Raw genomic sequence first — 15630 nt, forward strand, 5'->3', positions numbered from 1 at the left:
ATCCGCCAATCCGCTTGAGGTTCTTTAGAACGAAAGACTTCGTCGCCAGCAGCGCCGCCGCCCTCGTTCAGTGAGGGGGCTTATAGAACTAACCCTCCCAAGCAGTCAACAGGCCATTTCGAAAAAAGTGATATTTCTTTCATGTCATTGTTTTTTCAGATCAAATTCCAGGAGATACCCAGATGCGGTCATTTCCCGGATTCCGATCGGCCTTAAACCCTCAGGAAAAGATGAACGTCTTTCGACTTTTCGTGGAAAGAACGCTCTTTTGTCTCCTGCGCCCCGACATCATCACAATCTGCTGGTCTTAAGAGACACACGATTCACACAGGCAAATGCAGGCAGACTGCCTTTTCCCGGGTGATTTGACTTCCATGCTTAAAATATGCACATCTTTCGCCCCAGCCAGGATGGCTAAGAAATGCTCTCTGAGACGCCTGATGTAAGGACGCGGACCCGACTGCCATGATGACGGAGAAAATGATGATCCGCTCGTTGGGCAACGAGCCTCCGCTTCTGGCCGACGGCAGACGCGCGCCTGACCGGCGCGAAGTTTCCCTGCGCTGGCTCTCGGGCACGTTCCTCACCGGCATCACATCGTCCGTGCTCATGGGTGTCGCCCTTTTTGCCGCCCTTGACGGGCGCCAGCAGCTGGCGATCCCCGCCGAAGCCTATGCAAGTGCCGCGACAGACGCGCATGAGGATACGACAGTGGTCCGCGGCGGCCGGCTGATCGCGCCCGCCATCGCCGCAAAACCGTCCGACCGTGCCATCATGGAAGTTTCGACCGTCGTCCATGACGGCGAAAAGGAAGTCGTGCGCCGCCAGCCCTTCGCGCATGTGAAGATGACGCTGGCCGCCAACCACGTGGCGACCGAGGACTATCCGGACTTCGATCCCCTGGCGATCTTTTCCGCCGACGAGCCGCAACCCGCCCCGCAAAGCCGCACCGGCGCGCTTTACGGCTCCGACGTCGAATCCGAAGTCAGTCTGAAGACCATTCCCTTCCCGACCGGCAAGACCAGCATGCAGATGGCGTCCGGCCTGTCGCTCGAAGAGGTCGAAGAGAACGTACGCTCCAACGGCTCGGTGCTGACCGACGGCAACACGCAGCTCGCAGCGCTTTATTACGTCGATCCGCGCCGTTTCTCCAACGAGGATGCCGATGTCGATCTGACCGCCGGCCTGTCCGCCCGTGTGCTCGAACAGAACATGACGGTCTCCGCATCGGAATCGATCACACCGCAGACCGAAGAGTTCGCCGACGACATCCTGCCGGTGCGCATCGACACGCCGATCGCCAAGGCGCTGACGGATTCAGGCTATCCGCAGCAATATGCCGATGGCATTGCCGGCTTTATCTCGCAGCAACTGGGGTCCACCGATCTCGATAAGGGCGACGTGCTGCGCATCGGCATCATTCAGAAGGGCGAACAGGCCAAGATCATCCGCGCCAGCGTCTATCGCGGCACGCGCCATCTCGTCACCGTGGCCGTCGACGACAAGGGCAGATACGTGCCCGGCAGCGAGCCGCCGATGCTGGATGCCATCGCCACCGCTTTCGATGATAATTCCTTCGCGCCGCCTCCCGGCCAGAACCTGCCGCGCGTCTATGACGGCATCTATCGCGCTGCCCTTTCCTACGGCATGACCAAGGATATGACGGCGCTGATCATCAAGCTGCTCGCCAGCAACGTCGATTTCCAGGCGCAGCTAAGGACGACCGACAGTCTCGAGGCCTTCTTCTCCGTCGCCGACAGCGCCGGCCAGGCGACCGAGGATTCCGAACTGCTCTACGTCAACGCCCGTTTCGGCGATACGCAGACGCGCTTCTATCGCTTCCAGGATCCCGATGACGGCACGGTCGATTATTTCGACGAGAACGGCAAGAGCATCCGCCAGTTCCTGCTGCGCAACCCGGTTCCGAACGGCATCTTCAAATCGGGCTTCGGCATGCGCCGTCACCCGATCCTCGGTTTCGCCCGCATGCACACAGGTGTCGATTGGGCAGCGCCGCGCGGCACGGCGATCATCGCCGCCGGCAACGGCACGGTCGAGAAAGCCGGCTGGGATTCCGGCGGTTACGGCAACCAGACGATTATCCGCCATGCCAACGGCTATGAATCCTCCTACAACCACCAGAGCGCCATCGCCAAGGGCGTCGTCCCCGGCGCCAAGATCCGCCAGGGCCAGGTGATCGGCTGGGTCGGCACCACAGGCGAATCCACCGGCCCGCACCTGCATTACGAATTGATCGTCAACGGCACGAAGGTCGACCCGCTGCGCATCCGTCTGCCGGGCGGCAAATCGCTGCAAGGCGAGGCGCTGGCGAAATTCGAGGACGAGCGCAAGCGCATCGATACGCTGCTGAACAACCAGACGTCAGACCAGGTGGCCAGCAAATAATCTCCGACAGCGTCCTTTGAACTGCCTACACGCTGATCATCCCGGTCGCCGATCGCACCCCAGACGAAAAATGGCGGCCGAAGCCGCCATTCCTCATTCATCCGCAAACCGGTTTACGCCGCTTCGCTCACCGTCTGCCGCGTCTTGAACTGCAGCCGGTCCGAACCGCTCGTCACCTTCACCGTCGATCCGTCCGGCACCTGGCCGGACAGGATCTGCTCGGCGAGCGGATCCTGCACGAACTTCTGGATCACCCGCTTCAGCGGCCTTGCGCCGTAGACCGGATCATAACCCTTGTTCGCCAGCCAATGGCGGGCGTCTTCGTCGAGATCGATGACGATCTTGCGCTCGGAAAGCAGAGCCACCAGCCGTTTCAGCTGGATATCGACGATCGCGCCCATCTCCTCACGTTTCAGGCGATGGAAGAGGATGATCTCGTCGATGCGGTTCAGGAATTCCGGCCGGAAATGCCCGCGCACGACCTCCATCACCTGCTCGCGAACCGTATCGCTGTCGTCGCCGTCCCTCAGCTGCGTCAGATATTCGGCACCGAGGTTCGAGGTCATGATGATCATCGTGTTGCGGAAATCGACGGTCCGGCCCTGGCCGTCCGTCAGGCGTCCGTCGTCCAGCACCTGCAGCAGGATGTTGAAGACGTCGGGATGCGCCTTTTCGATCTCGTCGAACAGCACGACCTGATAGGGCCTGCGGCGCACGGCTTCCGTCAGCGCTCCGCCTTCGTCATAACCGACATAGCCGGGAGGCGCGCCGATCAGACGGGCAACGGAGTGTTTCTCCATATATTCCGACATATCCATGCGCACCATCGCCGTTTCGTCGTCGAAGAGGAAGCGGGCGAGCGCCTTGGTGAGCTCCGTCTTGCCGACGCCGGTCGGACCGAGGAAGATGAACGAGCCGATCGGCCGGTTCGGATCCTGCAGGCCGGCGCGCGCGCGGCGGACGGCGCGCGACACGGCCTGAACCGCATCACCCTGGCCGATCACCGATTTCGCCAATTCGTCTTCCATCCGCAGCAGCTTGTCGCGTTCGCCCTCCAGCATCCTGTCGACCGGAATGCCGGTCCAGCGGGAAACGACGTGAGCGATATTGTCGGGGCTTACCACCTCCTGCACCATCGCGCCGCGATCGCCATCCTGCTTCTCGGCATCGACGAGCTGCTTTTCTAGATCCGGAATGACGCCGTAAGTCAGCTCGCCGGCACGCTGGAACTCGCCTTTGCGCTGGGCGATCGCCAGTTCGTTACGGGCATCGTCGAGCTGCTTCTTGAGATCGGCGGCAAGGCCGAGCTTCTGCTTTTCCGCCTGCCAGCGGGCCGTCAGCGCATCGGCCTCTTCTTCGAGGTCGGTGAGTTCGGTCTCCAGCCGCTTCAGCCGGTCGGCCGAGGCAACGTCGGTTTCCTTCTTCAGGGCCTCGCGTTCGATCTTCAGCTGGATAATGCGGCGGTCGAGTTCATCGAGCTCTTCCGGCTTGGAATCCACCTGCATGCGCAGCCGCGCTGCCGCTTCGTCCATCAGGTCGATTGCCTTGTCGGGCAGGAAACGGTCGGTTATATAGCGGTTGGAAAGTGTCGCCGCGGCCACTAGCGCCGCATCGGCGATGCGCACCTTGTGATGCTGCTCGTATTTTTCCTTCAGGCCGCGCAGGATCGAGATCGTGTCTTCGACCGTCGGTTCGTCAACGACGACGGGTTGGAAGCGGCGGGCAAGGGCCGGATCCTTCTCGACATGTTTGCGATATTCATCAAGCGTGGTCGCGCCGACGCAATGCAGCTCACCGCGGGCAAGGGCGGGCTTCAAGAGGTTGGAGGCGTCCATCGCCCCATCCGCCTTGCCGGCGCCCACCAGCGTGTGCATCTCGTCGATGAACAGGATGATCTCGCCGTTCTCCGCCTGCACTTCGTTGAGTACGGCCTTCAGCCGCTCCTCGAATTCGCCGCGGTATTTCGCACCGGCAATCAGCGCGCCCATGTCGAGCGCCATCAGCTTCTTGTCCTTGAGCGATTCCGGCACGTCGCCATTGACGATGCGCAGCGCCAGGCCTTCGACGATCGCCGTCTTGCCGACACCGGGTTCGCCGATCAGCACAGGATTGTTCTTGGTGCGGCGCGAAAGCACCTGGATGGTGCGGCGGATTTCGTCGTCGCGACCGATCACCGGGTCGAGCCTGCCCTCGCGGGCTTCGGCGGTGAGATCGCGTGCGAACTTCTTCAGCGAATCGAAACCCTGCTCGGCATTGGAGGAATCCGCCGTCCGCCCCTTGCGGATGTCGTTGATGACCTGGTTGAGGCCCTGGGCCGTCACGCCTGCGTTCTTCAGCGTCGAAAAGGTCGAGGCCGAGGATTCGATCGCCAGCGCCTGCAGCAGGCGCTCGACGGTGACGAAGCTGTCACCGGCCTTCTTCGCCGCCTCTTCGGCTGTTGAAAGCACCTTGGCGAGCGGCTGCGCCAGATAGATGTTGCCGTTGCCGCCGGAAATTTTCGGCAGCTTGGCCAAAGCCGCGTCGTTGGCAAGGCGGGCCGCCTTGGCATCGCCGCCGGCGCGCTCGATCAGCGAGGCCGCCATGCCCTGATCGTCGTCGAGCAGGACTTTCAGCACATGTTCGGGCGTGAATTGCTGGTGACCTTGCGCCAGCGCATAAGTCTGGGCGGACTGGATGAAACCGCGCACCCGCTCGGAATATTTCTCGATATTCATATTCTACCTCCATGGATCGCCCTGCCCTGACGAGGCGCAGACCGATGATTGAGATCGACCCCCTGAAAAGGCAGGCCGCGCTTTGCCCGTCTGGGATTTCGGGCGAAGCAGTTCGAGGAGAATATGGTAGCCTGTTCTGCGAGTTTAAAGCCCATAAAACGAAAATCCCCGGCGCGAGACCGGGGATTTTAAAGGCAATTCGAACAGATGGCACGAGCCTCACGCTCTCCCCTGAAGGAGAAGCGAAATCCTCATTCCGATGCGACGTCAGCCAGCACCGGCGCCTCGGCAGAGGCACCCTCGCCTTCAGCGGCGGCTTCCCCTTCTGCGCCGCGACGCGGGCGACGGGGACGGTTGCCGGTGCTGCGACGGCGAGGCTGGCGTTCGCGCGGCTGGCCGCCCGAACCTTCCTCGTCCATGGCGACTTCGGCCGGTATACCTTCGATCTCCGGCTGCGGGCCGGTTCCATCGATGACCTCGGCCTGGGACACTACCGGCGCCGGAGCAGGAGTCGGCTGGGGCTGGGACTCAGGCTGCGGCCGCGGCTGATGCTGCCTGCTCTGCGGCGGCTGGACGATAACGACGTCGTCACCGTCATTGTCGTTGTTATCCATATCGTCGCCGTCGCGGTCCGCACCGTCGCGATCATTGTAATCGCCGCGATCGTCGCGCTGGAAGCGCTCCTGCATCTGCGCCTGGGCGCTGGCGATGATACGATTGTAATGTTCGGCGTGCTGGAGATAGTTCTCGGCAATCACGCGGTCGCCGGAACTTTGCGCGTCGCGGGCGAGTTGCGCGTATTTTTCGGCGATATGCTGCGCAGTACCGCGAATCTTCACATCGGGGCCGGAGCTGTCATAGGTCCGGGTCAGCGGATTGCCGCCCTTGCGGTTGAAATTGTTGTTATTGTTATTTCCACCGCCGCCGTTGTTATTATTGTTGTTACCACGCCCTCGACCGCGCTTGTTCTGCTGTCCTGGCCTCATAGATCGTTCACCTGAATTCTCTGTTTGTGATGGATACATGGCACCAACCGCCATGACCGGAAAACCGGGTCAGGACCTTTGTGCCGCGAGCATACTGCGCCTTTGCGCCGACCTGCCGCTTGGTTCTCAAGTCAGTTTGACTGATTCACGCATTGGGTCGTGTTCAACCGTTGAAACTCTCATTTAAAAGAGCGGACCCCCGAGGCAAACCAAGTACCGAACGAATCTCGTTCATTCCTATCTGCCCAACACGTAACCGCAACCTATATTGCTTCCCTGGGAAATCCAAGCCTTTTCTTCGCAATAACAATAATGTCCTGTCCAGTGCAGCAATTATCGCCTGTCACGCGAGCGCGAACACGAGCACCCTGTCGTTCTGACCATAATCTTTCACGGATTTGAGGCACTTGAAGCCTTTCGCTTCAAAGATCGCCGTCACATCGTTTCGCTGATCGTAGCCGATCTCCAGTCCGACGAACCCATCGGGTCTCATGAACCTTGCCGCATCCTTGGCTATGGCTTTGTAGGCGTCAAGCCCATCCGGGCCGCCATCCAGGGCCGCAAGTGGATCAAATTTCGTCACTTCGGGAGCGAGATCGTGAATAACATTGGACGCAATATAGGGCGGATTTGAGACAATCGCGTGAAAGGACCCTTCGATGCTCTCGAACCATCTCGACTGTATGGCCTGAAACCGATCCAGCAATCCGTTTCTTTCTGCATTCGATCTTGCCGTCAAAAGCGCATCCGCCGATATGTCGCTGCCGACACCTGACGCATCAGGACACTCGCTCAAAAGCGCAAGGCATATTGCCCCGGTCCCGGTTCCTAGATCAAGGATATGGAGACCGCCTTCAGCTTTTGCAAGGTTGCGGAGATAGCCGAGCACCGTATCGACCAGGATTTCTGTATCCGGCCGCGGCTCCAGCGTTTCCGCCGAGAGCCGAAGCGGCAAGCCGTAGAACTCCCGCTCGCCGAGAATGCGATGCACCGGCTCATGGCCGAGCCGCCGCTCCACCGCCTTGAAGATCAGCTCGGACCGCTCGGGAGAAAGTCTCTCGGCCGATCGCGTCAACAGCTCGGTCGGCGACAATTTCAGAAGGCCCGCGACCAGCAGCCGCGCATCGGTCGCCGGATCGACGATACCTGCTTCGGTGAAGCGACGGCGCGCTTCGGCAAGCATATCGGCGATCGTCGAGCTCATTGCTGTTCGCCGAGCTGTGCCAGCTGGCTTGCCTGGTAATCGGCCATCAGCGCATCGACGACCTCCTCGATCTCGCCTTCCATCATCCGGTCGAGCTTGTAGAGTGTCAGGTTGATGCGATGGTCCGTCACCCGACCCTGCGGGAAATTATAGGTGCGGATGCGTTCCGAGCGGTCGCCGGAGCCGACCTGGCTCTTGCGATCGGCAGAGCGCTCGCTGTCAGCCCGCTGCCGCTCGGCATCGTAGAGCCTGGAGCGCAGCACCTGCATCGCCTTGGCGCGGTTCTGGTGTTGCGACTTTTCCGAGCTGGTGACGACGATGCCGCTCGGCAGGTGGGTGATGCGCACCGCCGAGTCCGTCGTATTGACGTGCTGGCCGCCCGCACCCGAAGAGCGCATCGTATCGATGCGGATATCCTCCGGCCGGATCTCGATGTCGATCTCCTCGGCCTCCGGCAACACCGCAACCGTTGCCGCCGACGTATGGATGCGTCCGCCCGCCTCGGTTTCCGGCACGCGCTGCACGCGATGTACGCCGGATTCGAATTTCAGTTTGGCGAAAACGCCCCTGCCGGTGATCGTCGCGATGATTTCCTTATAGCCGCCGGCTTCGCCCTCGCTTGCCGAGAGAACTTCCACCTTCCAGCCCTTTTCCGCGGCGAAACGCTCGTACATGCGAAAGAGATCGCCGGCAAAAAGGGCCGCTTCCGAGCCGCCGGTGCCGGCGCGGATTTCGAGGATCGCACTCTTTTCGTCCGCTGCATCCTTCGGCAAAAGCAGGATCTGCATGTCCTGTTCGAGCGTCTCGATCTGCTCTTTCACCTCCGGCAGTTCCAGCTCGGCGAGGTCGCGCATCTCGCGGTCGACCGATTTATCCGCCAGCAGCGTTTCGAGATCGGCAAGCTCGGCGACCGCCTTCTCATAGGCGCGGATCTGCGTCACGACGGCCTGCAGCTCGGAATATTCGGATGCGAGCTTCACATAGACATCGGCAGCCGGGCCAGCCGACATGCGCGCCTCGATCTCGCCGAAACGGCGCTCCAGCTCGCGCATTTTTTCAACGGGAAGCTTCGCCACCCTTCACTCCGATTCTTCTTAATCTCTGTCTAAAGGGGAATATTGTGGCTCTCGGCGAAGCGGGCAAGCACCTCGCGCATCGGCATCACGGCGTGGTGATCGTCCAGCACCTCGTCCATCACCTTGGCCAGCGCCCCGACATCGAGCCCGAGCAGCATCGCCTTCACCGGTCCGATCGAGGCCGGCGACATCGAGATCGAGCGGAAGCCGATACCGAGCAGCGCCATCGCCGAGATCGGTTTGCTGGCGAGTTCGCCGCATAGCGTCACCGGCGTCTTGTTCCGATCCGCCCCGCGCACGATATCGCGCAGGATGCGCAAGAATGGTTTGCCGAGCGGATCGAAGCGATCCGAGACCCGCGCATTGCCGCGATCGACCGCCATCGAGAACTGGAAGAGGTCGTTCGAACCGACCGAAACGAAATCCACCGCCTCCATCAGTTCGTCAAGCTGCCAGAGCAGTGCAGGCACCTCCAGCATCGCTCCGAATTGCAGCTTGCGCGGCAGCCCGTGACCGAAGCGCGAGAGGTGCTGCACTTCCTTCTGCAACAGCTCGCGCACGATCTTCAGCTCCGAAACCTCGGTCACCATCGGCACCATCAGCTTCAGTTCGGTGTCGGCCGACGCCTTCAATAGGGCGCGCAGCTGGGTGCGCAATAGTCCCGGCCGATCGAGCGATAGCCGGATGGCGCGCCAGCCGAGGGCGGGATTTTCTTCCTCATGGCCGCGGAAATAGGGCACGACCTTGTCGCCGCCGATATCGAGCGTGCGGAAGGTGACGGGGCGGCCCGCCGCCTGTTTTATCACATTGCGATAGAACTGCTCCTGCTCATCCGCCTTCGGCATGGTGGAGGCGATCATGAACTGCAGTTCGGTGCGGAAGAGGCCGATGCCCTCGGCGCCCGATTCCGAAAGCTGCGGCAGGTCGACCAGCAGCCCCGCATTCATCATCAGCGCTATCCGCTGCCCATCCTTCGTCACCGGCTCGACGGCGCGCAGCGCCCGGAACTGCTCCTGCCGTCTGGCACGGAAGCGGACCTTTTCCTCGTAGGAACGCCGATGATCGGCCATCGGCCGCAGATGCACATGCCCCTCGTCGGCATCGATGATCACGGCATCGCCGTTCTCGGCGAGCGCCACGACGCCGGCTGCCTGGCCGATGACCGGAATGCCCATGGCGCGCGCGACGATCACCACATGGCTCGTCACCGCGCCTTCTTCCAGCACCAGCCCGCGCACATTGGCACGTGGATAATCGAGCAATTCGGCCGCCCCCATGGCGCGCGCCAGAATGACCGCGTCGCTGGGGAAACCCTCGGCCGTCGTCCGCCCGGTATAACCCGTCAACTGTCTGAGCAGCCGGTTCGCCAGATCCTCGAAATCGTGCATGCGTTCGCGCAGATACGGATCCGTCAGGCGCATCATCCGCGCCTTGGTATCGCTCTGCACCTTCTCGACCGCCGCTTCCGCCGTCAGGCCGTTGCGGATCGCCTCCTCGAGCTTGCGCACCCAGCCCTGATCATGCGCGAACATACGATAGGTTTCGAGCACCTCGCGGTGTTCGCCTTCCATCGACACGTCGCGACGCGACAGCATGTCGTCGATCGAGATCCGGAGCGAGCCCATGGCTTCGGCCAGCCGTCGGATTTCCTTCTCGGCATCCTCGTTGAGCAGGTTGGTGACGACGATGCGCGGCTCGTGCAGCACGACGTAACCGAGGCCGATGCCGTCATTATAGGTGTCGCCGTCGACGGTCACCGAACGCGTCAGGTCGAGTTCGAGGCCCGGCTTGGTGATCTTCTTGAGCTCGCCGGTGGCGATCATCTCGGCCAGCACCATCGCCGTCGTCTCGAGCGCTTCCAGCTCTTCCTCGCGATAGTTGCGGCTCGCCTTGTTCTGGACGACGAGAACGCCGAGCGAGCGCCCGGTTCGGAGAATCGGCACACCAAGGAAGGAATGGTAGATCTCTTCGCCCGTTTCCGGCAGGTAACGGAAAGCAGGGTGTGACTGCGCGTCGGAAAGGTTCAGCGGCTGGGCCGAGGCTGCGATCGTGCCGACGAGGCCCTGCCCCATCTTCAGTTGCGCCAGATGCACGGCCTCGCGGTTGAGACCTTCGGTTGCATAGAGTTCGAGGACGCCGTCGGCGCGCAGCACGTAGACAGAGCAGACTTCCGCCACCATGTTGCCGGCGATCTGGCGGACGATCCGGTCAAGACGATCCTGCGGCTCCAGCGGCTCCGCCATCAACTCGCGCAGCCGCCTGAGCAGCACGCGTGGACCGCCGGAAAGGTCTCTCATGGCGTCTCAAGCTCCCGAAACAACGCACTCAGTCCCGGCGGGCCGGCCCTCGTCTCCTCAACCTGAAGGGGCAGGCCGCCCACTGGGAATCAATTCTTATCCAGACCGTAGCAGGAATGCAAAGTCCTGACAGCGAGTTCTGCATAGGGACCGTCGATCAGGATGGAAATCTTGATCTCGGAGGTCGTGATCGCCTTGATGTTGATGCCTTTTTCGGCAAGTGCACGAAATGCGGTCGCGGCAACGCCCGCGTGGCTGCGCATGCCGATGCCGATGACCGATACTTTCACCAGCCCCGATTCGTTCTGCACGACATCGTAGCCGATCTTCTCCTTATGGTCGCCGAGCACCTTGATCGCCTTCTCGACGTCGCCTGAAGGGACGGTGAAGGTCATGTCGGTCTTCGACCCGTCCTCGGAGATATTCTGGACGATCATGTCGACATTGATATGGGATTCGGCGAGCGGTCCGAAGATCGCTGCGGAAACGCCCGGCCGGTCGGCAAGACGGCGAAGCGAGATCTGAGCCTCATCCTTGGCATAGGCGATGCCGGTGACTACTTCCTGTTCCACGATTTCATCCTCGTCACAAATCAGCGTTCCGGGCGGGTTCAACAGATCGCCCATGCCCGGAGCATCGGGATCTTCGAATGACGAGCGCACGAAGGTGCGCACCTTATGCACCATGGCAAGCTCGACCGAGCGCACCTGCAGCACCTTGGCGCCGAGCGAGGCCATTTCCAGCATTTCTTCGAAGGCGATCTTCTTCAGCCTGCGCGCCTTCGGCACGATACGCGGGTCGGTGGTGTAGACGCCGTCGACATCGGTATAGATATCGCAGCGATCCGCTTTGACAGCTGCCGCGATCGCGACGGCGGACGTGTCCGATCCGCCGCGCCCGAGCGTCGCGATACGGTTGTCGGGTCCCAACCCCTGGAAACCGGCGATGACGGCAACCTGCCCCTCGCCCATCCGCTTGACGATGTCGGAGCCGTCAATCTCCATGATCCGCGCCGCGCCATGGGCGTTGTCGGTGTGGATCGGGATCTGCCATCCCTGCCAGGACCGCGCATTGATATCCATCGCCTGCAATGCGATCGCCAGCAGCCCGGAGGTCACCTGCTCGCCGGATGCGACCACCGCATCATATTCCCGCGCATCGTAAAACGGAGAATTGGCACCGATCACCTTCGGCGTGCCTTGCACCCAGCCGACCAGTTCATTGGTCTTGCCGGACATGGCCGAGACGACCACCGCCACCTCGTGCCCGGCATCGACTTCGCGTTTTACGTGGCGGGCAACGTTCTTGATGCGGTCCAGGTCAGCGACGGATGTGCCGCCGAATTTCATTACGATGCGTGCCATATGCCTCTACCACGACTGGCGCCGGGACAGCGGAAAACCGAACCCGGCATCACGAAAGCTCTGGGGCGGACCGCCTGGCCAAAGAGCCGGATTCCCAACTTCTGGAACCGCTCTAAAAGCCCAGGCCCCAAAAGGCCCCAAGTTGCGGCGTCTCTTAGCGAGTTTGGCGGGGGTAGGCAAGCGCACGCGATAAAAGCTGTTGGCGGGCGGCTCCGCGCTCGTCAGTCCGCTGATCCACGCCCCTTGACTTATGCCGTCGATCGTCCGACTTCACATTGAGCGAATGAAGGAGTGGACGATGACGGAAGGCGCCAGAAGCACGATCGACCAGGGCGAAGTGGACCGCTTCTCGGCGATGGCGGCGGAATGGTGGAGCCCGACCGGTAAGTTCAGGCCGCTACACAAGTTCAATCCCGTCCGGCTTACCTACATAAGAGACAAGGCCTGCGAGAATTTCGGCCGTGATCCGAAAAGCGCCCGCCCGCTCGAAGGCCTGCGGGTGCTCGATATCGGCTGCGGCGGCGGCCTCCTGTCCGAACCTGTCGCCCGCATGGGCGCCTCCGTCACCGGCGCCGATCCGTCCGAGAAGAATATCGGCATCGCCTCTACCCATGCCAAGGCATCAGGCGTTTCGGTCGATTATCGCGCCGTCACTGCCGAGGAGCTCGCCGACGCCGGCGAGACCTTCGATATCGTCTTGAACATGGAAGTGGTCGAACACGTCGCCGACGTCGAATTTTTCATGACGACCTGCGCGAAAATGGTCCGCCCCGGCGGTCTGATTTTCGTTGCCACCATCAACCGCACGATGAAGGCGGCCGCGCTCGCCATCTTCGCCGCCGAAAACATTCTGCGCTGGCTGCCGCGCGGCACGCATCAATATGAAAAGCTGGTGCGCCCGGAAGAGCTGGAAAAGCCGCTGGCGGCAAGCGGCCTCGAGATCACCGACCGCACCGGCGTCTTCTTCAACCCACTGTCGAACCAATGGAACCTGTCCAACGATATGGACGTCAATTATATGCTGCTGGCAAAGCGGCCGGCGTAAGTCCAGGGCAGGCGCCACATGCAGGTAGCCATTGCAGCAGGCCGCGCGGACTGCGTCAGTTCACGTCTTCCGGCAAAACCGGAATGGCTGCGATCTCGATGCCCTCTTCGAGGAGTGCCTGCGCCTCGTCGAAAGTCGCCTGGCCGATGATGCCGCGAGCATCCGCCTCGCCATAATGGATCTTGCGGGCTTCCTCGGGAAACTGCGTGCCGACATCCTCGGAATTGGCCTTGACGGCCGCGACCGCCTCTTTCAGCTTCCGCAGGGCCTCCTGGCGCATGGCATCCATCGCCAATGTCTGGATCTCGTCCTTCTTCCGCGCCGTCGACACCGAAGGCGCCATCAACAGCTTGGAAATAGCAGCGGAATGACAGACGGGGCAGGTCAGGAAGCCGGTCGCGACCTGACGGTCGAAATCGGCGCTTTCGGAAAACCAGCCTTCGAATTCATGGGCATTGTCACAGGTGAGAGAATAGCGGATCAAGCGGCGACGCCTCCTGCGACTGCCCCCGCAATCTTCTCGACCGAGAATTCCCGGCCATTCCTCAGGTTCGGGATCTTGTCATGCGCGGTTTTGACCGCACTGGGATCGATCTCGGCAACGATAATGGCCTCGCCGGTGGCGCCGGCCGACGCCAGCACCGTGCCCCAGGGATCGATGATCATCGAATGGCCAAAAGTCTCGCGGCCGTCCTCATGCCGGCCGGCCTGTGCGGCGGCGATGACGAAGACACCGTTCTCGATCGCGCGTGCCCTGAGCAGAATCTCCCAATGCGCCTCGCCGGTCTGTTTGGTGAAGGCGGCGGGAACCGTCATCACCTCGGCGCCGGCAATCGCCTGGGCGCGGAAGAGCGTGGGAAACCGCACGTCGTAGCAGATCGTAAAACCTATTTCGGCAAAGGGCAGCGACAGAACACGGGCCTCCGAGCCGGCCGTATAGGCGGCACTTTCACGCCAGCTCTCGCCATTGTCGAGGTCGACGTCGAACATATGGATCTTGTCGTAGCGATTGAGGATTCGGCCGTCGGGACCGAAGAGGAAACCGCGATTGGCGATTTTGCCGTCGGCAAGGGCGATTGCCGTCGAGCCGACATGCACGTGGATGCCGAGTTCGGCGGCGAGCTCCGAGCCGGTCTTGACGATGATGTCATGCGCCTCGTCGGCAAGCACGGCGCGCGCCGCCGCGCGATCGCGCTGCAACATGCCGGTCATCTCCGGCGTCTGCACATAGATCGCGCCCTCTGCGGCGGCCTCGCGCACCAGCCGCGCCATGGCTGCGGCGTTTTTCACCGGATCGACCCCGGAACACATCTGGATGGCGGCGGCCTTGAAGCTCATCGATTTGTCCTCAGGCCGCCAGCATCGGATCGAGCTTGCCGGCCCGATCGAGCGCGAAGAGATCGTCGCAACCGCCGACATGATCGGCACCGATGAAGATCTGCGGAAAGGTGGTGCGGCCGTTCGACTTGCCGATCATCTCCTGGCGAAGATCCGGCGAAAAGGTTGCGTCGTGTTCGACGTAGTCGACGCCCTTTTCTTCGAGAAGGGACTTGGCGCGGCTGCAATAGCCGCAGAACTGCCGTGTATAGATCGTGACGGGTACCATAATCTCTCCAGACCGATGCCGGGTATTTCTGTCATATAGGCTCGGAGAGAGCCCTTGCAAAGGTTAAAACCGTTATCTCGGCCGCACCTGCCTTGCGCAATGTCCGGCTTGCCGCAGCAACCGTCGCCCCCGTTGTATAGACGTCGTCGACGAGGACGATGCGCTTGCCGAAAATGTCGTTTTCGCAACCCTTGGCAATCGCGAAAGCGCCCCTGACATTGTCCTCGCGCGCCTTCGCGCCAAGGCCAACCTGCTGGCTGGTGCGCTTGACGCGAATAAGCGTGGCTGCAAGCAGCGGCTTGCCCGAAAGCCTTGCCATATGGCGGGCAAGCTCGGCTGCCTGGTTGAACTTGCGCGCCAGCATGCGGGTGCGATGCAGCGGCACCGGGATCAGCGCATCGCAGCTTTCGACCGCCCCGTCGGAAGCGCGCAGCATCCAGGCGGCCATCATCGGCGCCAGATCGGTACGGTCGCGATATTTCAGCCCATGCACGAGATCGCGGACCGCATGGTCGTGGGTCGCAGCCGACCGCAGCCGGTCGAAGGGCGGCGGGTCAGCAATCGCCTCGGCACTGAGGATGCCGGCACCGAGATCGTGCGAGAAGGGAATGCCGAGCACCTCGCAATAGGGCCGTTCGATGAAGCGGATGCCGGACCAGCATTTTGGGCAGAGCCCGCGATGGTCGCCTGTGGAAATACCGCAGACGGAGCAGGCGGGCGGATAGAAGAAATCGGCAAGCGCCGACAACGGCCGCAAGAGATGCGCCCGCAAAAACTCTGCCGGTCTTTCGAAATCGATCGAGCCCATGCGGCTAAGACTAGAGCCTTTCCTGGTCAGATTGAAGCATTCTGTTGGCTCAAACGGAGTCGGATGGTCGACCGGCCGGCGCGCGTCGTAGCCCAGTTCTACGGCCAAGCCGGCCGGTCGATCA

The 15630-nt window shown here is 61.8% G+C and carries 12 protein-coding genes; 2 read left to right on the plus strand and 10 right to left on the minus strand.

The annotated features are described in order from the left end of the window. Positions 1 to 465: 465 nt before the first annotated feature. The gene (locus FHT69_RS32600) at positions 466 to 2406 is read left to right on the plus strand and encodes a M23 family metallopeptidase (RefSeq protein ID WP_028757565.1); all 1941 of its coding nucleotides are present in this window, start codon (positions 466 to 468) and stop codon (positions 2404 to 2406) included. A 113-nt stretch (positions 2407 to 2519) separates the two neighbouring features. Here FHT69_RS32600 and clpB read toward each other — a convergent pair whose 3' ends face one another. From clpB to FHT69_RS32630, 6 genes are all read right to left on the minus strand, one after another. After that, entirely contained in the window at positions 2520 to 5120 is a 2601-nt protein-coding gene (clpB, locus tag FHT69_RS32605) for an ATP-dependent chaperone ClpB (protein ID WP_168334065.1), read from the minus strand. 251 nt (positions 5121 to 5371) lie between these two features. Next, positions 5372 to 6106, minus strand: coding sequence for a DUF4167 domain-containing protein (locus FHT69_RS32610; RefSeq protein WP_168334066.1), 735 nt, complete (start codon positions 6104 to 6106; stop codon positions 5372 to 5374). Between the two features lie 343 nt (positions 6107 to 6449). Continuing rightward, positions 6450 to 7310, minus strand: a complete 861-nt coding sequence (prmC, locus tag FHT69_RS32615) for a peptide chain release factor N(5)-glutamine methyltransferase (protein WP_183904653.1) — start codon at positions 7308 to 7310, stop codon at positions 6450 to 6452. After that, on the minus strand, positions 7307 to 8386 hold the full coding sequence (gene prfA / locus FHT69_RS32620) for a peptide chain release factor 1 (protein WP_127431884.1): 1080 nt from the start codon (positions 8384 to 8386) through the stop codon (positions 7307 to 7309). The genes prmC and prfA overlap by 4 nt, the downstream gene beginning before the upstream one ends. A 29-nt stretch (positions 8387 to 8415) precedes the next feature. After that, entirely contained in the window at positions 8416 to 10683 is a 2268-nt protein-coding gene (gene ptsP, locus FHT69_RS32625; RefSeq protein WP_047619955.1) for a phosphoenolpyruvate--protein phosphotransferase, read from the minus strand. Positions 10684 to 10772: 89 nt separating this feature from the next. Continuing rightward, a complete protein-coding gene (locus tag FHT69_RS32630) occupies positions 10773 to 12047 on the minus strand; it encodes an aspartate kinase (RefSeq protein ID WP_047619953.1) in 1275 nt (424 codons plus the stop codon). Positions 12048 to 12345: 298 nt separating this feature from the next. On the opposite strand from FHT69_RS32630, the gene ubiG reads away from it, so the two are divergent. Further along, positions 12346 to 13092: a bifunctional 2-polyprenyl-6-hydroxyphenol methylase/3-demethylubiquinol 3-O-methyltransferase UbiG gene (gene ubiG, locus FHT69_RS32635; RefSeq protein ID WP_097545265.1), complete on the plus strand. Its 747-nt coding sequence runs from the start codon at positions 12346 to 12348 to the stop codon at positions 13090 to 13092. A 55-nt stretch (positions 13093 to 13147) separates the two neighbouring features. Here ubiG and FHT69_RS32640 read toward each other — a convergent pair whose 3' ends face one another. The 4 genes from FHT69_RS32640 to FHT69_RS32655 are packed head-to-tail and all read right to left on the minus strand — an operon-like array spanning position 13148 to position 15506. After that, positions 13148 to 13576 carry a DUF1178 family protein gene (locus FHT69_RS32640; protein ID WP_047619951.1) on the minus strand — a complete coding sequence of 143 codons (429 nt, stop codon included), beginning with the start codon at positions 13574 to 13576 and terminating at the stop codon, positions 13148 to 13150. Continuing rightward, positions 13573 to 14430: a carbon-nitrogen hydrolase family protein gene (locus tag FHT69_RS32645; protein WP_097545264.1), complete on the minus strand. Its 858-nt coding sequence runs from the start codon at positions 14428 to 14430 to the stop codon at positions 13573 to 13575. The genes FHT69_RS32640 and FHT69_RS32645 overlap by 4 nt, the downstream gene beginning before the upstream one ends. 10 nt (positions 14431 to 14440) lie before the next feature. After that, positions 14441 to 14698 carry a glutaredoxin 3 gene (gene grxC, locus FHT69_RS32650; protein ID WP_047619947.1) on the minus strand — a complete coding sequence of 86 codons (258 nt, stop codon included), beginning with the start codon at positions 14696 to 14698 and terminating at the stop codon, positions 14441 to 14443. Between the two features lie 31 nt (positions 14699 to 14729). After that, entirely contained in the window at positions 14730 to 15506 is a 777-nt protein-coding gene (locus FHT69_RS32655; protein WP_097545263.1) for a ComF family protein, read from the minus strand. Positions 15507 to 15630: the final 124 nt, after the last annotated feature.

Origin of the sequence: Rhizobium sp. BK008 (genome assembly GCF_014197345.1) — a bacterium.
In the GTDB taxonomy this organism is placed as follows: Bacteria; Pseudomonadota; Alphaproteobacteria; order Rhizobiales; family Rhizobiaceae; genus Rhizobium; species Rhizobium anhuiense.

Coding starts and splice junctions, on each gene's coding strand:
- FHT69_RS32645 (WP_097545264.1), bottom strand. CDS start 14,430: ATGAGCTTCAAGGCCGCCGCCATCCAGATGTGTTCCGGGGTCGATCCG.
- prmC (WP_183904653.1), bottom strand. CDS start 7,310: ATGAGCTCGACGATCGCCGATATGCTTGCCGAAGCGCGCCGTCGCTTC.
- grxC (WP_047619947.1), bottom strand. CDS start 14,698: ATGGTACCCGTCACGATCTATACACGGCAGTTCTGCGGCTATTGCAGC.
- FHT69_RS32610 (WP_168334066.1), bottom strand. CDS start 6,106: ATGAGGCCAGGACAGCAGAACAAGCGCGGTCGAGGGCGTGGTAACAAC.
- clpB (WP_168334065.1), bottom strand. CDS start 5,120: ATGAATATCGAGAAATATTCCGAGCGGGTGCGCGGTTTCATCCAGTCC.
- ptsP (WP_047619955.1), bottom strand. CDS start 10,683: ATGAGAGACCTTTCCGGCGGTCCACGCGTGCTGCTCAGGCGGCTGCGC.
- ubiG (WP_097545265.1), top strand. CDS start 12,346: ATGACGGAAGGCGCCAGAAGCACGATCGACCAGGGCGAAGTGGACCGC.
- FHT69_RS32655 (WP_097545263.1), bottom strand. CDS start 15,506: ATGGGCTCGATCGATTTCGAAAGACCGGCAGAGTTTTTGCGGGCGCAT.
- FHT69_RS32600 (WP_028757565.1), top strand. CDS start 466: ATGATGACGGAGAAAATGATGATCCGCTCGTTGGGCAACGAGCCTCCG.
- FHT69_RS32630 (WP_047619953.1), bottom strand. CDS start 12,047: ATGGCACGCATCGTAATGAAATTCGGCGGCACATCCGTCGCTGACCTG.